This window comes from Actinosynnema sp. NPDC023794, assembly GCF_040639675.1.
In the GTDB taxonomy this organism is placed as follows: Bacteria; Actinomycetota; Actinomycetes; order Mycobacteriales; family Pseudonocardiaceae; genus Actinosynnema; species Actinosynnema luteola.
This window is the reverse complement of sequence record NZ_JBFAFR010000005.1, coordinates 150520-166160: the sequence shown is the minus strand read 5'-3', so window position 1 is coordinate 166160 and position 15641 is coordinate 150520. Positions and strand designations below refer to the sequence as shown.

The 15641-nt window shown below is 69.7% G+C and carries 13 protein-coding genes; 4 read left to right on the top strand and 9 right to left on the bottom strand.

Translation table 11 applies throughout. From position 1 onward, the window contains the following. Nucleotides 1-76 precede the first annotated feature (76 nt). Genes sdhC through AB0H12_RS14445 form a run of 3 tightly spaced genes read left to right on the top strand, consistent with a single transcriptional unit; the run spans nt 77 to nt 3479 of the window. Nucleotides 77-838: a succinate dehydrogenase subunit SdhC gene (sdhC, locus tag AB0H12_RS14455; protein ID WP_230566692.1), complete on the top strand. Its 762-nt coding sequence runs from the start codon at nt 77-79 to the stop codon at nt 836-838. A 9-nt stretch (nt 839-847) separates the two neighbouring features. Beyond that, nucleotides 848-2725 carry a fumarate reductase/succinate dehydrogenase flavoprotein subunit gene (locus AB0H12_RS14450; RefSeq protein ID WP_230566691.1) on the top strand — a complete coding sequence of 626 codons (1878 nt, stop codon included), beginning with the start codon at nt 848-850 and terminating at the stop codon, nt 2723-2725. Between the two features lies 1 nt (nt 2726). Further along, nucleotides 2727-3479, top strand: coding sequence for a succinate dehydrogenase/fumarate reductase iron-sulfur subunit (locus tag AB0H12_RS14445; protein ID WP_230566690.1), 753 nt, complete (start codon nt 2727-2729; stop codon nt 3477-3479). A gap of 52 nt (nt 3480-3531) precedes the next feature. On the opposite strand, the gene AB0H12_RS14440 is transcribed toward AB0H12_RS14445, so the two are convergent. The 6 genes from AB0H12_RS14440 to AB0H12_RS14415 form a co-directional block, all read right to left on the bottom strand. Further along, the gene (locus AB0H12_RS14440) at nt 3532-4854 is read right to left on the bottom strand and encodes a transthyretin-like family protein (RefSeq protein WP_230566689.1); all 1323 of its coding nucleotides are present in this window, start codon (nt 4852-4854) and stop codon (nt 3532-3534) included. Nucleotides 4855-4907: 53 nt separating this feature from the next. Next, a complete protein-coding gene (locus tag AB0H12_RS14435; RefSeq protein WP_499623368.1) occupies nt 4908-6125 on the bottom strand; it encodes an MFS transporter in 1218 nt (405 codons plus the stop codon). Nucleotides 6126-6199: 74 nt separating this feature from the next. Then, a complete protein-coding gene (locus AB0H12_RS14430) occupies nt 6200-6790 on the bottom strand; it encodes a TetR/AcrR family transcriptional regulator (protein ID WP_230566687.1) in 591 nt (196 codons plus the stop codon). A gap of 549 nt (nt 6791-7339) precedes the next feature. Next, a complete protein-coding gene (locus AB0H12_RS14425; RefSeq protein WP_499623367.1) occupies nt 7340-10195 on the bottom strand; it encodes a vitamin B12-dependent ribonucleotide reductase in 2856 nt (951 codons plus the stop codon). Nucleotides 10196-10301: 106 nt separating this feature from the next. Then, on the bottom strand, nt 10302-10760 hold the full coding sequence (gene nrdR / locus AB0H12_RS14420; protein WP_499623366.1) for a transcriptional regulator NrdR: 459 nt from the start codon (nt 10758-10760) through the stop codon (nt 10302-10304). A gap of 391 nt (nt 10761-11151) precedes the next feature. After that, a complete protein-coding gene (locus AB0H12_RS14415; protein ID WP_499623365.1) occupies nt 11152-11661 on the bottom strand; it encodes a LysM peptidoglycan-binding domain-containing protein in 510 nt (169 codons plus the stop codon). 230 nt (nt 11662-11891) lie between these two features. Here AB0H12_RS14415 and lexA point away from each other — a divergent pair, with 230 nt between their 5' ends. Further along, nucleotides 11892-12569: a transcriptional repressor LexA gene (lexA, locus tag AB0H12_RS14410; RefSeq protein WP_230566876.1), complete on the top strand. Its 678-nt coding sequence runs from the start codon at nt 11892-11894 to the stop codon at nt 12567-12569. A gap of 18 nt (nt 12570-12587) precedes the next feature. On the opposite strand, the gene AB0H12_RS14405 is transcribed toward lexA, so the two are convergent. The 3 genes from AB0H12_RS14405 to AB0H12_RS14395 are packed head-to-tail and all read right to left on the bottom strand — an operon-like array spanning nt 12588 to nt 15603. Further along, complete coding sequence (locus AB0H12_RS14405) at nt 12588-13616, bottom strand: hypothetical protein (protein ID WP_499623364.1); 1029 nt, start codon at nt 13614-13616, stop codon at nt 12588-12590. A 4-nt stretch (nt 13617-13620) separates the two neighbouring features. Continuing rightward, nucleotides 13621-15066, bottom strand: coding sequence for a GTPase HflX (gene hflX, locus AB0H12_RS14400; RefSeq protein ID WP_230566683.1), 1446 nt, complete (start codon nt 15064-15066; stop codon nt 13621-13623). 42 nt (nt 15067-15108) lie between these two features. Then, the gene (locus AB0H12_RS14395) at nt 15109-15603 is read right to left on the bottom strand and encodes an ArsR/SmtB family transcription factor (RefSeq protein WP_499623363.1); all 495 of its coding nucleotides are present in this window, start codon (nt 15601-15603) and stop codon (nt 15109-15111) included. Nucleotides 15604-15641 lie beyond the last annotated feature (38 nt).

The following is a 15641-nucleotide window of genomic DNA, read 5'->3' as shown; positions in this document are numbered from 1 at the left end:
CTCCCGTTTCAGGGCCGGTCATGTGTCACAAACCACAATGTGTCCCGCACCACAACGACGTGGAACGAGGTGAGGTATGAGGGCGCAGATCGCCCAGCGCACGTTGCGCACAGACCGGTGGTGGCTACCGCCGCTGGCGACGTTCGCGGGCCTGCTCCTGATTTCGATCTACGCGGCCGTGCGGACCTTCATGGGCGACTACTACTGGGTGGACGAGTACCGCTACCTGACGCCCATGTACTCGCCGTGCCTGACCGAGGAGTGCCTGCCGAACGCGGCGCACTTCGGCCGCCTGCTGCCCGAGCTGCCGGGGTTCCTCACCCCGCCGGTGATCATCATCCCGTTCCTGCTCGGCTTCCGGGTGACCTGCTACTACTACCGCAAGGCGTACTACCGGGCGGCGTGGATGTCCCCGCCCGCGTGCGCGGTGGCCGAGCCCCACGCCAAGTACACCGGTGAGACCCGCTTCCCGCTCATCGCGCAGAACCTGCACCGGTACTTCTTCTACGCGGCGTCGCTCCTGCTGCTGATCAACATCTACGACGCGGTCTTCGCGTTCAGCACCGGCATCGGCCTCGGCAACATCGTGCTGCTGGTCAACGTCGGCCTGCTCGGCGCGTACACGCTGTCGTGCCACTCGTGCCGCCACATCGCGGGCGGGCGGTTGAAGCACTTCTCCAAGCACCCGGTCCGGTACTGGGCGTGGACGCAGATCTCCAAGCTCAACGCGAAGCACATGCAGCTGGCGTGGGCCTCGCTCATCTTCGTCTGCGTCACGGACCTCTACGTCGCGCTGGTCGCCTCCGGGACGATCGCCGACCTCCGATTCGTCAACTGAGGAGTGGTTTTGCCCGAGCTGGAACGGCATTCGTTCGACGTGCTCGTGATCGGTGCCGGCGGTGCGGGGTTGCGCGCCGCGATCGAGGCCCGCGAACACGGGATGCGCACGGCGGTGCTGTGCAAGTCGTTGTTCGGCAAGGCCCACACGGTGATGGCCGAGGGCGGCATCGCCGCGGCCATGGGCAACGTGAACTCGAACGACAACTGGCAGGTGCACTTCCGCGACACCATGCGCGGCGGGAAGTTCCTGAACAACTGGCGGATGGCCGAGCTGCACGCCAAGGAGGCGCCCGACCGGGTCTGGGAGCTGGAGACCTACGGCGCCCTGTTCGACCGCACCAAGGACGGTCGGATCAGCCAGCGCAACTTCGGCGGCCACGAGTACCCGCGCCTGGCGCACGTCGGCGACCGCACGGGGCTCGAGCTGATCCGCAGCCTCCAGCAGAAGGTGGTGTCGCTGCAGCAGGACGACCACGCCGAGACCGGCGACTACGAGTCGCGGCTGAAGGTGTTCCAGGAGTTCACCGTCACCGACCTGGTGCTGGACGGCGGTCGGGTGGCCGGCGCGTTCGGCTACTGGCGCGAGTCGGGCCGGTTCGTGCTGTTCGAGGCGCCCGCCGTGGTGCTCGCGACCGGCGGCATCGGCAAGTCGTTCAAGGTGACGTCGAACTCGTGGGAGTACACCGGCGACGGTCACGCGCTGGCCCTGCGCGCGGGCGCGTCCCTGATCAACATGGAGTTCGTGCAGTTCCACCCGACCGGCATGGTCTGGCCGCCGTCGGTGAAGGGGATCCTGGTCACCGAGTCGGTCCGCGGTGACGGCGGCGTGCTGCGCAACTCCGACGGCAAGCGGTTCATGTTCGACTACATCCCCGAGGTGTTCAAGGACAAGTACGCCGACAACGAGGCCGAGGCCGACCGCTGGTACGCCGACCCCGGCAAGAACCGGCGGCCACCGGAGCTGCTGCCGCGCGACGAGGTGGCGCGTGCCATCAACTCCGAGGTCAAGGCCGGTCGCGGGTCCGAGCACGGCGGCGTGTTCCTGGACGTCTCGACGCGCCTGCCCGCCGAGGAGATCATGCGGCGGCTGCCGTCGATGCACCACCAGTTCAAGGAGCTGGCGGACGTCGACATCACCGCGCAGCCGATGGAGGTCGGGCCGACCTGCCACTACGTGATGGGCGGCGTGCAGGTCGACCCGGACACGGGCGCGTCGTCGGTGCCGGGGTTGTTCGCGGCGGGTGAGGTGTCCGGCGGGATGCACGGCTCGAACCGGCTCGGCGGCAACTCGTTGTCCGACCTGCTGGTGTTCGGTCGCCGTGCGGGCGCGGGCGCGTCGGACTACGTGGCCGGGCTCGCGGCTCGGCCGGTGTGCTCGGACGAGGCCGTCGCCGAGGCGGAGCGGACGGCCGTGGCGCCGTTCTCCGGTTCCGACGAGGGTGGCGAGAACCCGTACACGCTGCACATGGAGTTGCAGCAGGCGATGAACGACCTGGTCGGCATCATCCGGAAGGCCGACGAGATGGACCAGGCGATCAAGCGCCTGGAGGAGCTGAAGCGGCGGGCCGCGACCCTGGTGGTCGAGGGGCACCGGCAGTTCAACCCGGGCTGGCACCTGGCGCTGGACCTGCGGAACATGCTCGTGGTCAGCGAGTGCGTGGCGCGGGCCGCGCTGCTGCGGACGGAGAGCCGCGGCGGGCACACGCGGGACGACTTCCCGGGCATGGACGCCGACTGGCGGCGCAAGCTGCTGGTGTGCACGCTGTCGGGCTCCTCGGTCGAGGTGGTGGAGGAGCCGCAGATCCCGATCCGGGCGGACCTGCTGGCGTTGTTCGAGCACAGCGAGCTGCAGAAGTACCTGACCGCCGACGAGCTGGAGGGCTGACATGGGGTACCAGGGGCACTTCCGGGTGTGGCGCGGTTCGGACGAGGGCGGTGGTCTGGAGGACTTCACCGTCGAGGTCAACGAGGGTGAGGTCGTGCTCGACGTCATCCACCGGTTGCAGGCGACGCAGACGCCCGACCTGGCCGTGCGGTGGAACTGCAAGGCGGGCAAGTGCGGGTCGTGCTCGGCGGAGATCAACGGCAAGCCGAGGCTGCTGTGCATGACGCGGATGTCGGTGTTCGCGGAGGACGAGACGGTGACCGTGACGCCGATGCGCACGTTCCCCGTGATCCGCGACCTCGTCACGGACGTGTCGTACAACTACCAGAAGGCGCGTGAGGTCCCCGCGTTCAAGCCGCCGGCCGGCGTGGCGCCGGGGGAGTACCGGATGCAGCAGGTCGACGTGGAGCGCTCGCAGGAGTTCCGCAAGTGCATCGAGTGCTTCCTGTGCAACAACACGTGCCACGTGATCCGCGACCACGAGGAGAACAAGGAGTCGTTCGCCGGGCCGCGGTTCCTGATGCGGGTGGCCGAGCTGGAGATGCACCCGCTCGACGAGGCCGACCGGGTGCAGGAGGCGCAGTCGTCGCACGGTCTGGGTCTGTGCAACATCACGAAGTGCTGCACGGAGGTGTGCCCGGAGCACATCAAGATCACCGACAACGCGTTGATCCCGATGAAGGAACGGGTGGCCGACCGGCGTTACGACCCGATCGTCTGGCTGGGCAACAAGCTGTTCCGCAACAAGGCCTGACACCGGACCCGCGTCGCGTCACACGACGGTGGCGCGACGCGGGTCCCGGCCATCAGACGACGCGGACCCGCTCGCTGAGCAGCGGCCGGTAGTGGTCGGTCAGGCCGGGGTAGCGGGCGCGCCACGCGCCGGAGGGCTGGTTCGGCACCGTGGCCGAGAACGCGTGCTCGCCGGAGCTCGCGTACTCGGCGTTCGGCACGGTCGCCACCGTGGTCCACGTGTCGGTGCCCGCGGCGCGGAACTGGATCTCGACCGGGATCGGGTAGGGCGTGCTGCCGCCGTCGAACCGCAGCCGGCCGCTCGCGGTGACCGCGCCGGACGTGTCACGGACCGCGGTGAAGGCGGTGAACGCCGCCGGCTGGTAGACCACGATGTCCCTGGTCGTGGTGCCGGTGGCGATGAAGATGTCCTCGAACGGGGCGAACAGCTCGAACTTGCCGGTCGCCGGCGGCGTCGTGGGAAGGTGGAAGCGGCCGTCGGCGTCAGTGGTCGCGGTGCCCACGAACGTTTGGCAGACGGTCTGGTACGAGTAGCAGAACCAGACGTGCACGGGTTGGCCCGCCGCCGGCTGCCGCCCGCCGGGCGCCTCCCAGGTCACCCGCCCGGACAGCACGGCCTCCTCGCCGCGGTCGATCCGCCGCGGCTCGACGCGGGTCGTGATGGTGGAGGGCGAGCGCGTCAGGGTCACGTCGATCGCGTGGGTGCCCGCGCCCAGCATGCCGTCCCTGCTGTGGAACGTGGCCTGCACGAACCCTTGGTCCTCGTAGAACGCGTCCTGGTCCATCGGCAGGGTGGCGCGGTAGGACCCGTCGGCCGCGGTGATCGCGTCGACGTAGTGGCCGCCGTACCCGTTGCTCAGGTCGACGGCGGCGTTCGCGATGGGCTTGACCTCGCGCGTGGCGGGCCAGCGGCCGGTCAGCACGCCGTGCACGTCGACCGACCGGCGCGCGTAGGTGGCGGTGGGGTCGTCAGAGAGGAACGTGAGCGTCGTGTCGACGTAGTAGGACAGCGAGCCCTCCTGGGCACGCGGGGTGCTGACGCCGGCCGCGTCGGTGGCCTCCACGTCGACGCGGTAGCCGCCGAGCTGGTCCAGTTGCAACGGCGCGGGTGTGCGCCAGACGCCGTCGACGGCCGTGCCGGAGTGCAGCACGAACTCGTCGACGACGGCCACGTCCTGACCGGTCGCGTACGACACGACGTAGGCGCGCAGCGAGGCGATGCCGGCGTCGGCGGACGCGGAGACCTCCAGCGTGCCGAGGTCGCCGGTGGCGCTGTGCGCCCACCGCACGCTCGGTCCGGCGGCGGCGTGGGCGGTGGTGGTGACGGGCAGCGCGGCCAGCGCGAGCACGGCGACGGCCAAGGCGGATCTTCGCATGGTCGATCTCCCCCACTTCTCGGTGCGGCCTCCCACAGCCGCCTGGCGGGACTCTAGGACGCGTGCCCGCGTCCGCCGTGCACTTCGGCAGGAGTGAGGCCGTCCGGCGCAAGGGCCTTGTCCGACGTCCGCGCCGTGGTCCACCGCCGCACGTCGGGGATCAGGGTGACGAGGCCGAGCACCGCGAGCACCGCGCCCAGCCACAACGGCGCGCGCAGGCCGTGGTCGGCGATGAGCAGGCCGCCCAGCCACGACCCGACGATGATGCCGGACGTGATGAACGACCCGTGCACGGTGTTGACCAGCGCGCCTGTGTTGCCCGTGCGCTGCACGCGGGTCACCAGCGCGGGGTTCATCGTGACGCCGACCAGGCCGATGCCGAGCAGGCTCACCACCGCGGGCGCCTTCTCGTCGGCGAACAGGGCGAAGGCGGTGAGGAAGAGGGCGTTGAGCCCGAGTCCCGAGAGCAGGGCGGGCAGGGCGTGGCGGTCGGCCAGCCGGCCGACCACGTGGTTCCCGACGAGCGTGGCCGCGCCGTAGGCGATGAGCAGCAGCGGGACCGTTCCCGTGGCGAAGCCGGTGACCTCGGTCAGGATCGGGTTGGCGTAGCTGAACGCGGCGAACGTCGCGCCGATGACGCACGTGCTGGTGGACAGCACGAGCCACAGCCTCGGCCGGGCGACGGCGCGCAGTTCGGCGCGCACGGTGGTGTCGCCGCCGGCTCGGTCCAGCCGCGGCACGCCCGCGACCGTGCTGGCGGCGGCCACGACGGTGAGCGCGGCGATGCCCCAGAACGCCGCGCGCCAGCCGAGGTGCGCGCCGACGAACGTGGCCAGCGGCAGGCCGAGGAGCGTGCCGAGCATCAGTCCGTTGAGGACGGTCGCGGTGGCGCGCCCGCGCAGGTGCTCCGCGACCACGGCGGAGGTCACCGACAGCGCCACGCCGAAGAACGCCTGCGCCGCGGCGCCCGTGATGACTCGGGCGACCAGCATGACGCCGTAGTCGGTGGCCGTGGCGGCGAGGACGTTGCCGGCGAGGAAGACGGCGAACAGCGCCATCAGCGCGGGCTTGGGCCGGAGTCGGAGCATGAGCACGCCGAGCAGCGGGCCGCCGACGGCCATCGCGGCGGCGAACGCGGTGATCAGGTAGCCGATCTCGGGGATGGTGACGTGCAGGCCGGCGGCCATCTGCGGCATCAGGCCGGCGACGACGAACTCGCTGGTGACCATGGCGAAGATGCCGAGGGCGAGCAGGTGGACGACACGGGGCATTCCGGGTGCTCCTGTTTTGTATTGATCTGTCTAAAATGAGGGCGTGCTCGATCCAGCGGTGACCCTCCGGAGTCCTAGAGGGCGTCCAGGGCGGTGGACGCGATGGCCTTCAGCGTCGGGATGTCCGCGCCGCCCTGGCCGGCGACCCGGATGCCCGCGATGACCGCGTTGACGAACCGCGCCAGCTCCGCGGGCTGCTGCTTCGACGTGAACCGGCCGTCGCGTTGGCCGGCGGCGATGACCGCTTCCAGCGCGTCGAGCCTGCGTCGCTGGTCGCGGTCGACCAGTTCGGCGGCCTCGCGGTCCCGCCCGGCCAGCTCCACGGTGGTGTTCACGGTCAGGCAACCGATACCGCGATCGTCCCGCCGGTGCTCCACCTCGCCCGCGATGATCGCGTCGAACAGGTCGCGCAGGCGTTGTCCGGGCGACCGCGTCTCGTCTTCGAGCAGTGCGATCTGGCCGGCGGTCATCAGCTCGGTGTAGCGGACGAGGGCGCGCTTGAAGAGCTCGTGCTTGCTGGTGAACGTGTTGTAGATGCTGCTGCGGCCGAGACCGGTGGCGCGGCACAGGTCTTCGGTGGACGTGGCCTCGTAGCCGTTCGCCCAGAACGTCCGCATGGCCGCGTCGAGCGCCTGCTCCTCGTCGAACTCCTTGGGTCGGGGCACGGGGGAGACGGTAGCAGGTTTTGGAACGGACTGTACAAAATTCGAGGAGTCAGTCACCCGGAAGCCCGTGCAACAAGCAATGCCGCCGCCCACCATCGTCGCCGTACGTGGCCGCGACCTAATCGCACGGCCGGAATGCTGTTCTGCGTGGTCGAATACGACCCGTTGCCAACTCGTACGCGGCCTCGGCGGTGAAACGCTCGCACAACCGGCGTTGCTTCTGTGGTTGAAGGGGTGGCGCAAGCGCCACCCCTTCAACATCGTGCACCACGAAGGTGGTGCGTGTCGGCTGTGATCAGCTCGACACCGTCGTCACTTCGACTCCTTGACAGTCGTCGAAGGGTGGGACTTGCCGTACTTCTTGGTGACGTAGCGCCCCGTCTTGGCGCTGCGGTACTTTGCGGCCATCCTTCTCACCTCCTCTCGTGCACCTAGATCAACTTGTTTGTTGAGCGAGAGCACGAGAGGATCCGTCGGCGACAACGAGGGCTCAAGTGCTCTCACTCTTAACTGGGCCCCGGCGCGCCAACGCCGGGGCCCAGTTGTCTGTCAGCTGCAGCCCGAGGTGGAGCCGCAGCCCTCGCACAAGTAGCACGAGCCGGCCGGGCGCATCTTCGTGCCGCACGTCATGCAGAGCGGGGCGTCGGCGGCCTTGCCCAGGTGCAGTTCGAGCAGTTCCGTCGAGCTGCCGACCCTGACGTCCTGCGGCTTGGACTTCTTCTCCTCCGGCGCCGGGGTGGTCGACGTGGCCGGAGCCGCGTCGACCGACGTGCGCAGACCCTCCAGGTCCACGTCGCCGTTGCCGTAGTCGGACGAGACCTGCGCGGTGCGCTCGTCGGCGGTGAAGATGCCGAGCTGCGCCCGCTTCTCGAACGGCAGGTAGTCCAGCGCCAGGCGGCGGAACAGGTAGTCCAGGACGCTGGTCGCGATGCGGACGTCCGGGTCGTCCGTCATGCCCGCCGGCTCGAAGCGCAGGTTCTGGAACTTCGAGACGTAGAACTCCAGCGGGATGCCGTACTGCAGACCCACCGAGATGGACATGGAGAACGCGTCCATCACGCCCGCCAGCGTCGAGCCCTGCTTGCCCAGCTTGACGAAGATCTCGCCGAGGCCGTCGTCCGGGTACGAACCGGCGTGCAGGTAGCCCTCCGCGCCGCCGACCGTGAACGACACCGTCTGCGACGGGCGCTTCTTCGGCAGCCGCTTGCGCACCGGGCGGTACTCCACGACGGTCTCGGGCTTGGCCTCCGACGTCGCGACCGCCGACGACTTGGCCGACTTGCCCGCCGACAGCGGCTGGCCGACCTTGCAGTTGTCGCGGTAGATCGCCAGCGCCTTCAGGCCGAGCTTCCAGCCCTGGTAGTAGATCTCCTCGACCTCCTCGACGGTGGCCGTCTCCGGCATGTTCACCGTCTTGGAGATCGCGCCCGAGATGAACGGCTGCACCGCGGCCATCATCCGCACGTGGCCCATGGGCGCGATCGAGCGGTCGCCCATGGCGCAGTCGAACACCTCGTAGTGCTCGGGCTTGAGGCCCGGCGCGTCCACCACGTGGCCGTGCTCGCCGATGTACTCGACGATCGCCTCGATCTGCTCCTGCTGGTAGCCGAGGACCTTCAGCGCCCGCGGCACGGTCTGGTTGACGATCTGCATCGAGCCGCCGCCGACCAGCTTCTTGAACTTCACCAGCGCCAGGTCCGGCTCGATGCCGGTGGTGTCGCAGTCCATCATCAGGCCGATGGTGCCGGTGGGCGCGAGCACGCTGGCCTGCGCGTTGCGCCAGCCGTTGCGGGCGCCGATGCGCTGGCACTCCTGCCACGCCTTGGTCGCGACCTTCTGCACCGCGCCGTCGTTCGCGTGGTAGGTGCGCAGCATGTCGTTGGCGGCCGAGTGCTTGCGGATGACCCGCTGGTGCCCCTCGGCGTTGCGGGCGTAGCCCTCGTACGGGCCGACGATGCCCGCCAGCTCGGCGGACCGCTTGTACGCCACGGCCTGCATCAGGGACGTGATCGCGGCGGCCAGCGCGCGGCCACCCTCGGAGTCGTACGCGTGACCGGTCGCCATGAGCAGCGCGCCCAGGTTCGCGTAGCCGATGCCCAGCTGGCGGAACGCGCGGGTCGTCTCACCGATCGCGGGCGTCGGGAAGTCCGCGAAGCAGATCGAGATGTCCATCGCGGTGATGATCAGCTCGACCGACTTGGCGAACAGCTCCGCGTTGAACGTGCCGTCGTCGGAGAGGAACTTCATCAGGTTCAACGACGCCAGGTTGCAGCTGGAGTTGTCCAGGTGCATGTACTCCGAGCACGGGTTCGAGGCCGTGATGCGGCCCGACTCCGGCGTGGTGTGCCAGTCGTTGATCGTGCCGTCGTACTGGATGCCCGGGTCGGCGCACTCCCACGCGGCCTGCGCCAGCTTGCGGAACAGGTCCTTCGCGTCGACGTGCTCGATGACCTCGCCGGTCTGGCGGGCGCGCAGGCCGAACTGCCCGCCGTTCTCGTAGGCGTGCATGAACTCGTCCGACACGCGGATCGAGTTGTTCGCGTTCTGGTACTGCACGGACACGATGTCCTTGCCGCCCAGGTCCATGTCGAACCCGGCGTCGCGCAGCGCGCGGACCTTGTCCTCTTCCCGCGCCTTGGTCTGGATGAACTCCTCGACGTCCGGGTGGTCGACGTCGAGCACGACCATCTTCGCCGCACGGCGGGTCGCGCCGCCGGACTTGATGGTGCCCGCGGACGCGTCGGCGCCGCGCATGAACGACACCGGGCCGGACGCCGTGCCGCCGGAGGACAGCAGCTCCTTGGACGACCGGATGCGCGAGAGGTTCAGGCCCGCGCCGGAGCCGCCCTTGAAGATCAGGCCCTCCTCGCGGTACCAGTTCAGGATCGACTCCATCGTGTCGTCGACCGACAGGATGAAGCAGGCGCTGACCTGCTGCGGCGAGCTGGTGCCCACGTTGAACCAGACCGGCGAGTTGAAGCTGAACACCTGGTGCAGCAGCATCCAGGTCAGCTCGTGCTCGTAGATCTCGGCGTCCTCGGCGGTGGTGAAGTAGCCGTGCTTGACGCCCGCCTCGACGTAGGTCTTCACCACGCGGTCGATGAGCTGGCGCAGGCTGTGCTCGCGCTGCGGGGTGCCCACCGCGCCGCGGAAGTACTTGCTGGTGACGATGTTGGTGGCGTTGACCGACCAGAAGTCGGGGAACTCGACGCCCCGCTGCTCGAAGTTCACCGAGCCGTCGCGCCAGTTCGTCATCACGACGTCGCGGTGCTCCCAGGTGACCTCGTCATAGGGGTGCGTGCCCGGGGTGGTGTAGACGCGCTCCACCTTCAGCTTGGCGTTCTTGTCCCCCGCGCCGTTGCGGGTGGCCGTCTTCTTGCTGGAGCCACCGACGGTCTCCGTCATTCCCCGTGTCCTCTTCCCGTTTTCGTGCGTTCTCGAAGTTCTCGATGCGCGACCCACGTCCGGGCTCCCCGTCCGAGCGGTCGCTGGTTGTCCTGCGTCGCGGCGCTCAGTCGTCGATGCGCTGGGCGTCGCGAAGATCGGCGATCTCCTTCTCGAAGTCCTCGACGGACGAGAAGGAGCGGTAGACGGAGGCGAACCGGAGGTACGCCACCTCGTCCAGGTCGCGCAGGGGGCCGAGGATGGCCAGGCCCACCTCGTGGCTCGGGATCTCGGCGTTGCCGCCCGAGCGGATGGACTCCTCGACGCGGTGCGCGAGCTGTTGCAGGGCGTCCTCGTCGACCGGGCGGCCCTGGCAGGCGCGGCGCACGCCGTTGACGACCTTGTCGCGGCTGAACGGCTCGGTGACGCCGGAGCGCTTGACCACCGCGAGCACGGCTTCCTCCACGGTGGTGAACCGGCGACCGCAGCTCGAGCAGGAGCGCCTGCGGCGGATCACCTGGCCCTCGTCGACCTCGCGCGAGTCGACCACACGAGAGTCGGCGTTGCGGCAGAACGGGCATCGCACGGCTGGTCTCCCCTCCTCCGCGCAGCATCCATCGCGTTAGCCCCGATGGCGAGGAATACCCCAACCTGTGGACTAACTACGTTGGTGTAACCACTAGATGTAGGGGTCAACCTATGCCCGAGCACTACTCGTCTGCAAGTCGGACACACCGGTCAGCGTTCACCCGATGGGATGCCTGAGCGTGGAGCGACCCACCGGTCACGGACCGCCCGCGGACCCACCGCAGGTCACCACCGATTCGCGAACACAAACGCGCGTGTCGAACGCTCGCGCCCACCGTGTCGAACGCTCAGGACCCCCGAGTTCACCATCCGGAACGTTGAACTCGGGGGTCCTGAAGGTTCGACACGCGGGTCCTGGAGGTTCGACACGCGCGAGTGCGCGGGGTGGGTCAGGGGGCGCCGTGGGGGACGACCAGGGACTGGCCGGGGACGACGTCGGAGTTCGGGAGGGAGTTCAGCTCGACGATGCGGGAGACGACGGCGTCCGGGTCGCTGGCGGGCGCGCTGCGCTCGGCCACGTCCCGCAGCGACTCGCCCACCTGGACGTGCACGACGCTGGTCCGTTCGGGGACGGTGGTGGCGCCGGAGGTGTAAAGGAAGAGCAGGCTCAGCAGGCCGGCGAAGACGGCCGCGGCGGCCGAGTACGCGACGAACTGGACGGCCGGGTGGCGCTGCGGCCGGACCTCGCAGGCGACCGGCTCGGGCGCGGGCCGGCGCACGGCGAGCGGGCGGGGGCGGGTCGACGGGCGGCGGTTGTCCTTATCGTGTACGTCGAACCGGCGGAGGACCCGTGGTCCGGGTCGCAATCCCGCGCCGCGGGCGACATCCTCGGCATCGGCGCCGTCGACCAGTTCGAAGCTGTTACGGGTGCCAATGACCACCGCCATGATGTCCTCCAACGCAGGTCATCCGATCATGATCGAACCTGTGTTCGATCGAACGTCCGTGCGAATGTCTACCACTTCGCCGGGCGAAATCGCTAGGACACGCCGAGGTTTACTTCGAACAGGTGTTTGATCTGGACACGGAACGCGACTACCGTCCACAAGTGAAGATCGTCGGAGAAGCCGGCCTGGGCAATCGGGACCGGTGAGGAGGAAGCACCGTGGCACGCAAGACCAGCGAAGACCTGCGCACCGCCGATGTGCCCTCCGCGCCCGAACCGGCGGACATCGCGGGCAACGCCGGGCTCACCCTGCGCCAGCGCAAGGTGCTCGACGTGATCCGCGACTGGCTCGACCGGTTCGGCTACCCGCCCAGCGTGCGTGAGATCGGGGAGGCGGTCGGCCTGACCTCCACCTCCTCGGTCGCCCACCAGCTGCGCGCGCTGGAGCGGAAGGGGTACCTGCGTCGCGACCCGAACCGGCCGCGCGCGGTGGGCGTGCTGCCCGCGGAGATCGTGACCGGCCTCGACCCGGCGTCCAAGCCGACGCCCGCGTACGTGCCCATGCTGGGCCGCATCGCGGCCGGTGGGCCGATCCTGGCGGAAGAGGCCATCGAGGACGTGTTCCCGCTGCCGCGCGAGATCGTCGGCGAGGGCGACGTGTTCCTGCTGAAGGTCGTCGGCGACTCGATGGTGGACGCCGCCATCACCGACGGTGACTGGGTGGTCGTCCGCCAGCAGCCGACGGCGGACAACGGCGAGGTGGTGGCCGCGATGATCGACGGCGAGGCCACCGTGAAGACGTTCAAGCGCAAGGAGGACGGGCACGTGTGGCTGATGCCGCACAACGAGGCCTACCAGCCCATCCCCGGCGACGACGCGTCGATCCTGGGCAAGGTCGTCGCCGTCCTGCGCAGGCTCTAGGGCACCGGCGGCTGCCGCTCACGCCCGGCGTCGGCGTGAGCGGCGCACCAGTGCGCCGACCAGCACCAACGCGACCGCGCCACCGCCCACCACGGGCCACGGCGACGACGACTGCGGGTCGGCGGCCGGGGGAGTGGCGGTGGTCCCGTCACCGGTCACGGGGGCGTCCGTCGTGGTCGTCGGCGCGGGCGGCACGGCCGACGCCGCCGCACCCGCCACCGCGCGCACGGTCGACGAAGCGCCCGCGCTGCCGAACTCGGACGCCGACAGCAGCGTGCCGTCCGGGTCGAACGCGATGGCCTCGCCCTGCGGCTCGCCGGCCAGCGGCACCCGCACCGGGTCGGACTCCAGCGCCTTGGCCAGGTCGCCGTCCGGCACCGCGAACAGGTACGCGTCGGTGTAGGTCCGCAACGCCGCCACCCGGCCGTCCCGGGACATCGCGCCGCCCGTGACCACGCGCGTCACCACGGGGTTCTGGAACGGCCCGCCCGCGGTGTCCGTGCTGCTGATCGACACCCGCGCCACCTGCTCCATCGGCGTCGGCGCGCCCTCGCTCAGCCCGGACGCCGGCCGGTACACCAACGCCGATCCGATCGTTTCCTTCGTGACGATGTGCGGAATGCCGGAACCGTCGAGCAACAATGCCTCGGCGTCGTGCTTTCCGTCAGGATACGTGAGTCGGTACAAACGTGTGCTGCCGTCCGGTGAAACGGCATGCAATGCCACGGTTTCGCGCGACTTCCCGTTGTCTCCGGTATCCGCCGCCCACAGGGTTCCGTCAGGGGCCAAGGCGAGATCCTCGACGTCGAACGGGTTTGTCGGCGCGGTGATTGTGCGCGTGATCGCACAGGTTCGGTCGAGCACCTGGACCTGCAGCCAGCCGTTGTCGCTGTCGTTCACCGCGAACCACTGCCCGCCGTCGGACGCCAGCCCGGACAGCTCCTCCAGCCGCTGGTCGGTCACCGCGCACACGTCGGCGACGGCCGGCTCCGCCGAAGCGGAACCGGCCGTCATCACCAGTCCTAGAACCACCAGCAGCGCTCGCAAAGGCTTACGCGCGGCTTCCGTTCACGGCGAACTTCTCCAGCACGTCGGCCAGGTCCGGGCGGACCCGGGCGGACAGCTCGGTGCCCTCCTCCGTGTGCCGCTCCTTGAGCACCTCGCCCTCGCGGTGCACGCGCGCGACCAGCTCGCCCCTCGCGTACGGCACGAGCGCCTCGACCACGACCTCCGGCCGCGGCGTCATGGCCGCGATGCGTTCGCGCAGCTCGGCGATCCCCTCGCCGGTGTGCGCGGACACGAACACCGCCGTGGGGAACAGGTGCCGCAGCCGGGCCATGCCCAGCTCGCCCACCGCGTCGACCTTGTTCACCACGAGCAGCTCGGTCGGCATCGGGTCGTCCCGCCGCGACGAGATCTCGGTGATCACCTCGCGCACGGCCTTGACCTGCTTCTCCGGCATGGCGTCGGAGCCGTCGACCACGTGGACCAGCAGGTCCGCGTCGGCGACCTCCTCCAACGTCGACCGGAACGCCTCGACCAGCTGGTGCGGCAGGTGCCGCACGAAGCCGACCGTGTCGGTCAACGTGTAGGCCAGGCCCTCGGGCGTCTCGGTGCGCCGCGTGGTCGGGTCGAGGGTCGCGAACAGCGCGTCCTGCACCAGCACCCCCGCGCCGGTCAGCGCGTTGAGCAGGCTGGACTTGCCCGCGTTCGTGTACCCCGCGATGGCCACGTTCGGCACCGAGTTGGCCACGCGGCGGTGCCGCTTGGTCTCCCGCGTCACGCTCATCGCGGCGATCTCGCGGCGCAGCTTGGAGATGCGCGCGCGGATGCGCCTGCGGTCGGTCTCGAGCTTGGTCTCACCGGGACCGCGCAGACCCACGCCGCCGTTGGCGCCGCCGGCACGACCACCGGCCTGCCGGGACAGCGACTCACCCCAACCGCGCAGGCGCGGCAGCAGGTACTGGAGCTGGGCCATCTCGACCTGGGCCTTGCCCTCGCGCGTGGACGCGTGCTGGGCGAAGATGTCGAGGATCAGCGCCGTGCGGTCGACGACCTTGACCTTGAGCTTCTCCTCCAGCTGCCGCAGCTGGCCGGGTGAGAGCTCGCCGTCGCAGATCACCGTGTCCGCGCCGGTGGCGATCACGATGTCGCGCAGCTCGTGGACCTTGCCGGAACCGATGTAGGTGGCCGGGTCGGGCCGGTCGCGCCGCTGCACGAGGCCTTCCAGCACCTCGGAGCCCGCGGTCTCGGCGAGCAGGGCCAGTTCCGCCAGGGACGCGTCCGAATCGGCCGCCGTGCCCTCGGTCCACACGCCGACCAGCACGACCCGCTCCAGCCGGAGCTGGCGGTACTCGACCTCGGTGACGTCCTCGAGCTCGGTGGACAACCCGGCTACGCGGCGCAGCGCGGTGCGCTCTTCGAGCGCGAGGTCGCCGGTGGACAGCTCGTCCTCGTGGTCGAGCCAGTCGTTGCTGCTGTACGTGTTTTCCGTCATTTGCCCTTCATCGTCCCACGGCACCCCTGCCGGGACGAGTGGTTAATCGCCTGGGTAGAGCGCCAGGTAGATCGCCACGCGTTCCCCGTCGGGGTGGGCCGGCTCGGCTGCCAGCTCATCCAACAACGTCTGGAGGCGCCGTTTTAGTTCCGCGCGGTCGACCCGGGCGACCAGTCGGAACTGGTTCATCGCGGCCGGGCCCACCTCCGCGACCTCGCTCAGGAACGCCTGGAACACCGCCTCGCTGGTCTCCTCGGGGTACGGGCTGCTGCCCTTGTGGAGCTGCCAGGACAGTCCCGTCGACCGGTACGGGATCTCCCGCGCGCCCCGGTTGCCCGCGCGCTCCTCCTGCGCCTCCAGGAAGCCCGCGGCGACGAGTTTGCGCACGTGGTGAAGGGTGGTGGCGGGGTCCTTGCCGAGCCGTTCGGCGATCTCCTTGTTGGTCATCGCGCGGTCGTAGGTGAGGCGGATGATGCGCAGCCGCACGGCCGAGGCCAGGGCGGCGGCCTCGGCGTCGGTCGCCGGACGTCGTTGCACCCGCACAGCCTAGACCGCCGCGGCGCAAGTGATTGACA

Bases quoted from the DNA above. Each gene is read 5' to 3' on its own strand.
- AB0H12_RS14435 (WP_499623368.1), bottom strand. From the start codon at position 6,125: ATGCCCCGTGTCGTCCACCTGCTCGCCCTCGGCATCTTCGCCATGGTC.
- sdhC (WP_230566692.1), top strand. From the start codon at position 77: ATGAGGGCGCAGATCGCCCAGCGCACGTTGCGCACAGACCGGTGGTGG.
- hflX (WP_230566683.1), bottom strand. From the start codon at position 15,066: ATGACGGAAAACACGTACAGCAGCAACGACTGGCTCGACCACGAGGAC.
- AB0H12_RS14440 (WP_230566689.1), bottom strand. From the start codon at position 4,854: ATGCGAAGATCCGCCTTGGCCGTCGCCGTGCTCGCGCTGGCCGCGCTG.
- AB0H12_RS14425 (WP_499623367.1), bottom strand. From the start codon at position 10,195: ATGACGGAGACCGTCGGTGGCTCCAGCAAGAAGACGGCCACCCGCAAC.
- AB0H12_RS14445 (WP_230566690.1), top strand. From the start codon at position 2,727: ATGGGGTACCAGGGGCACTTCCGGGTGTGGCGCGGTTCGGACGAGGGC.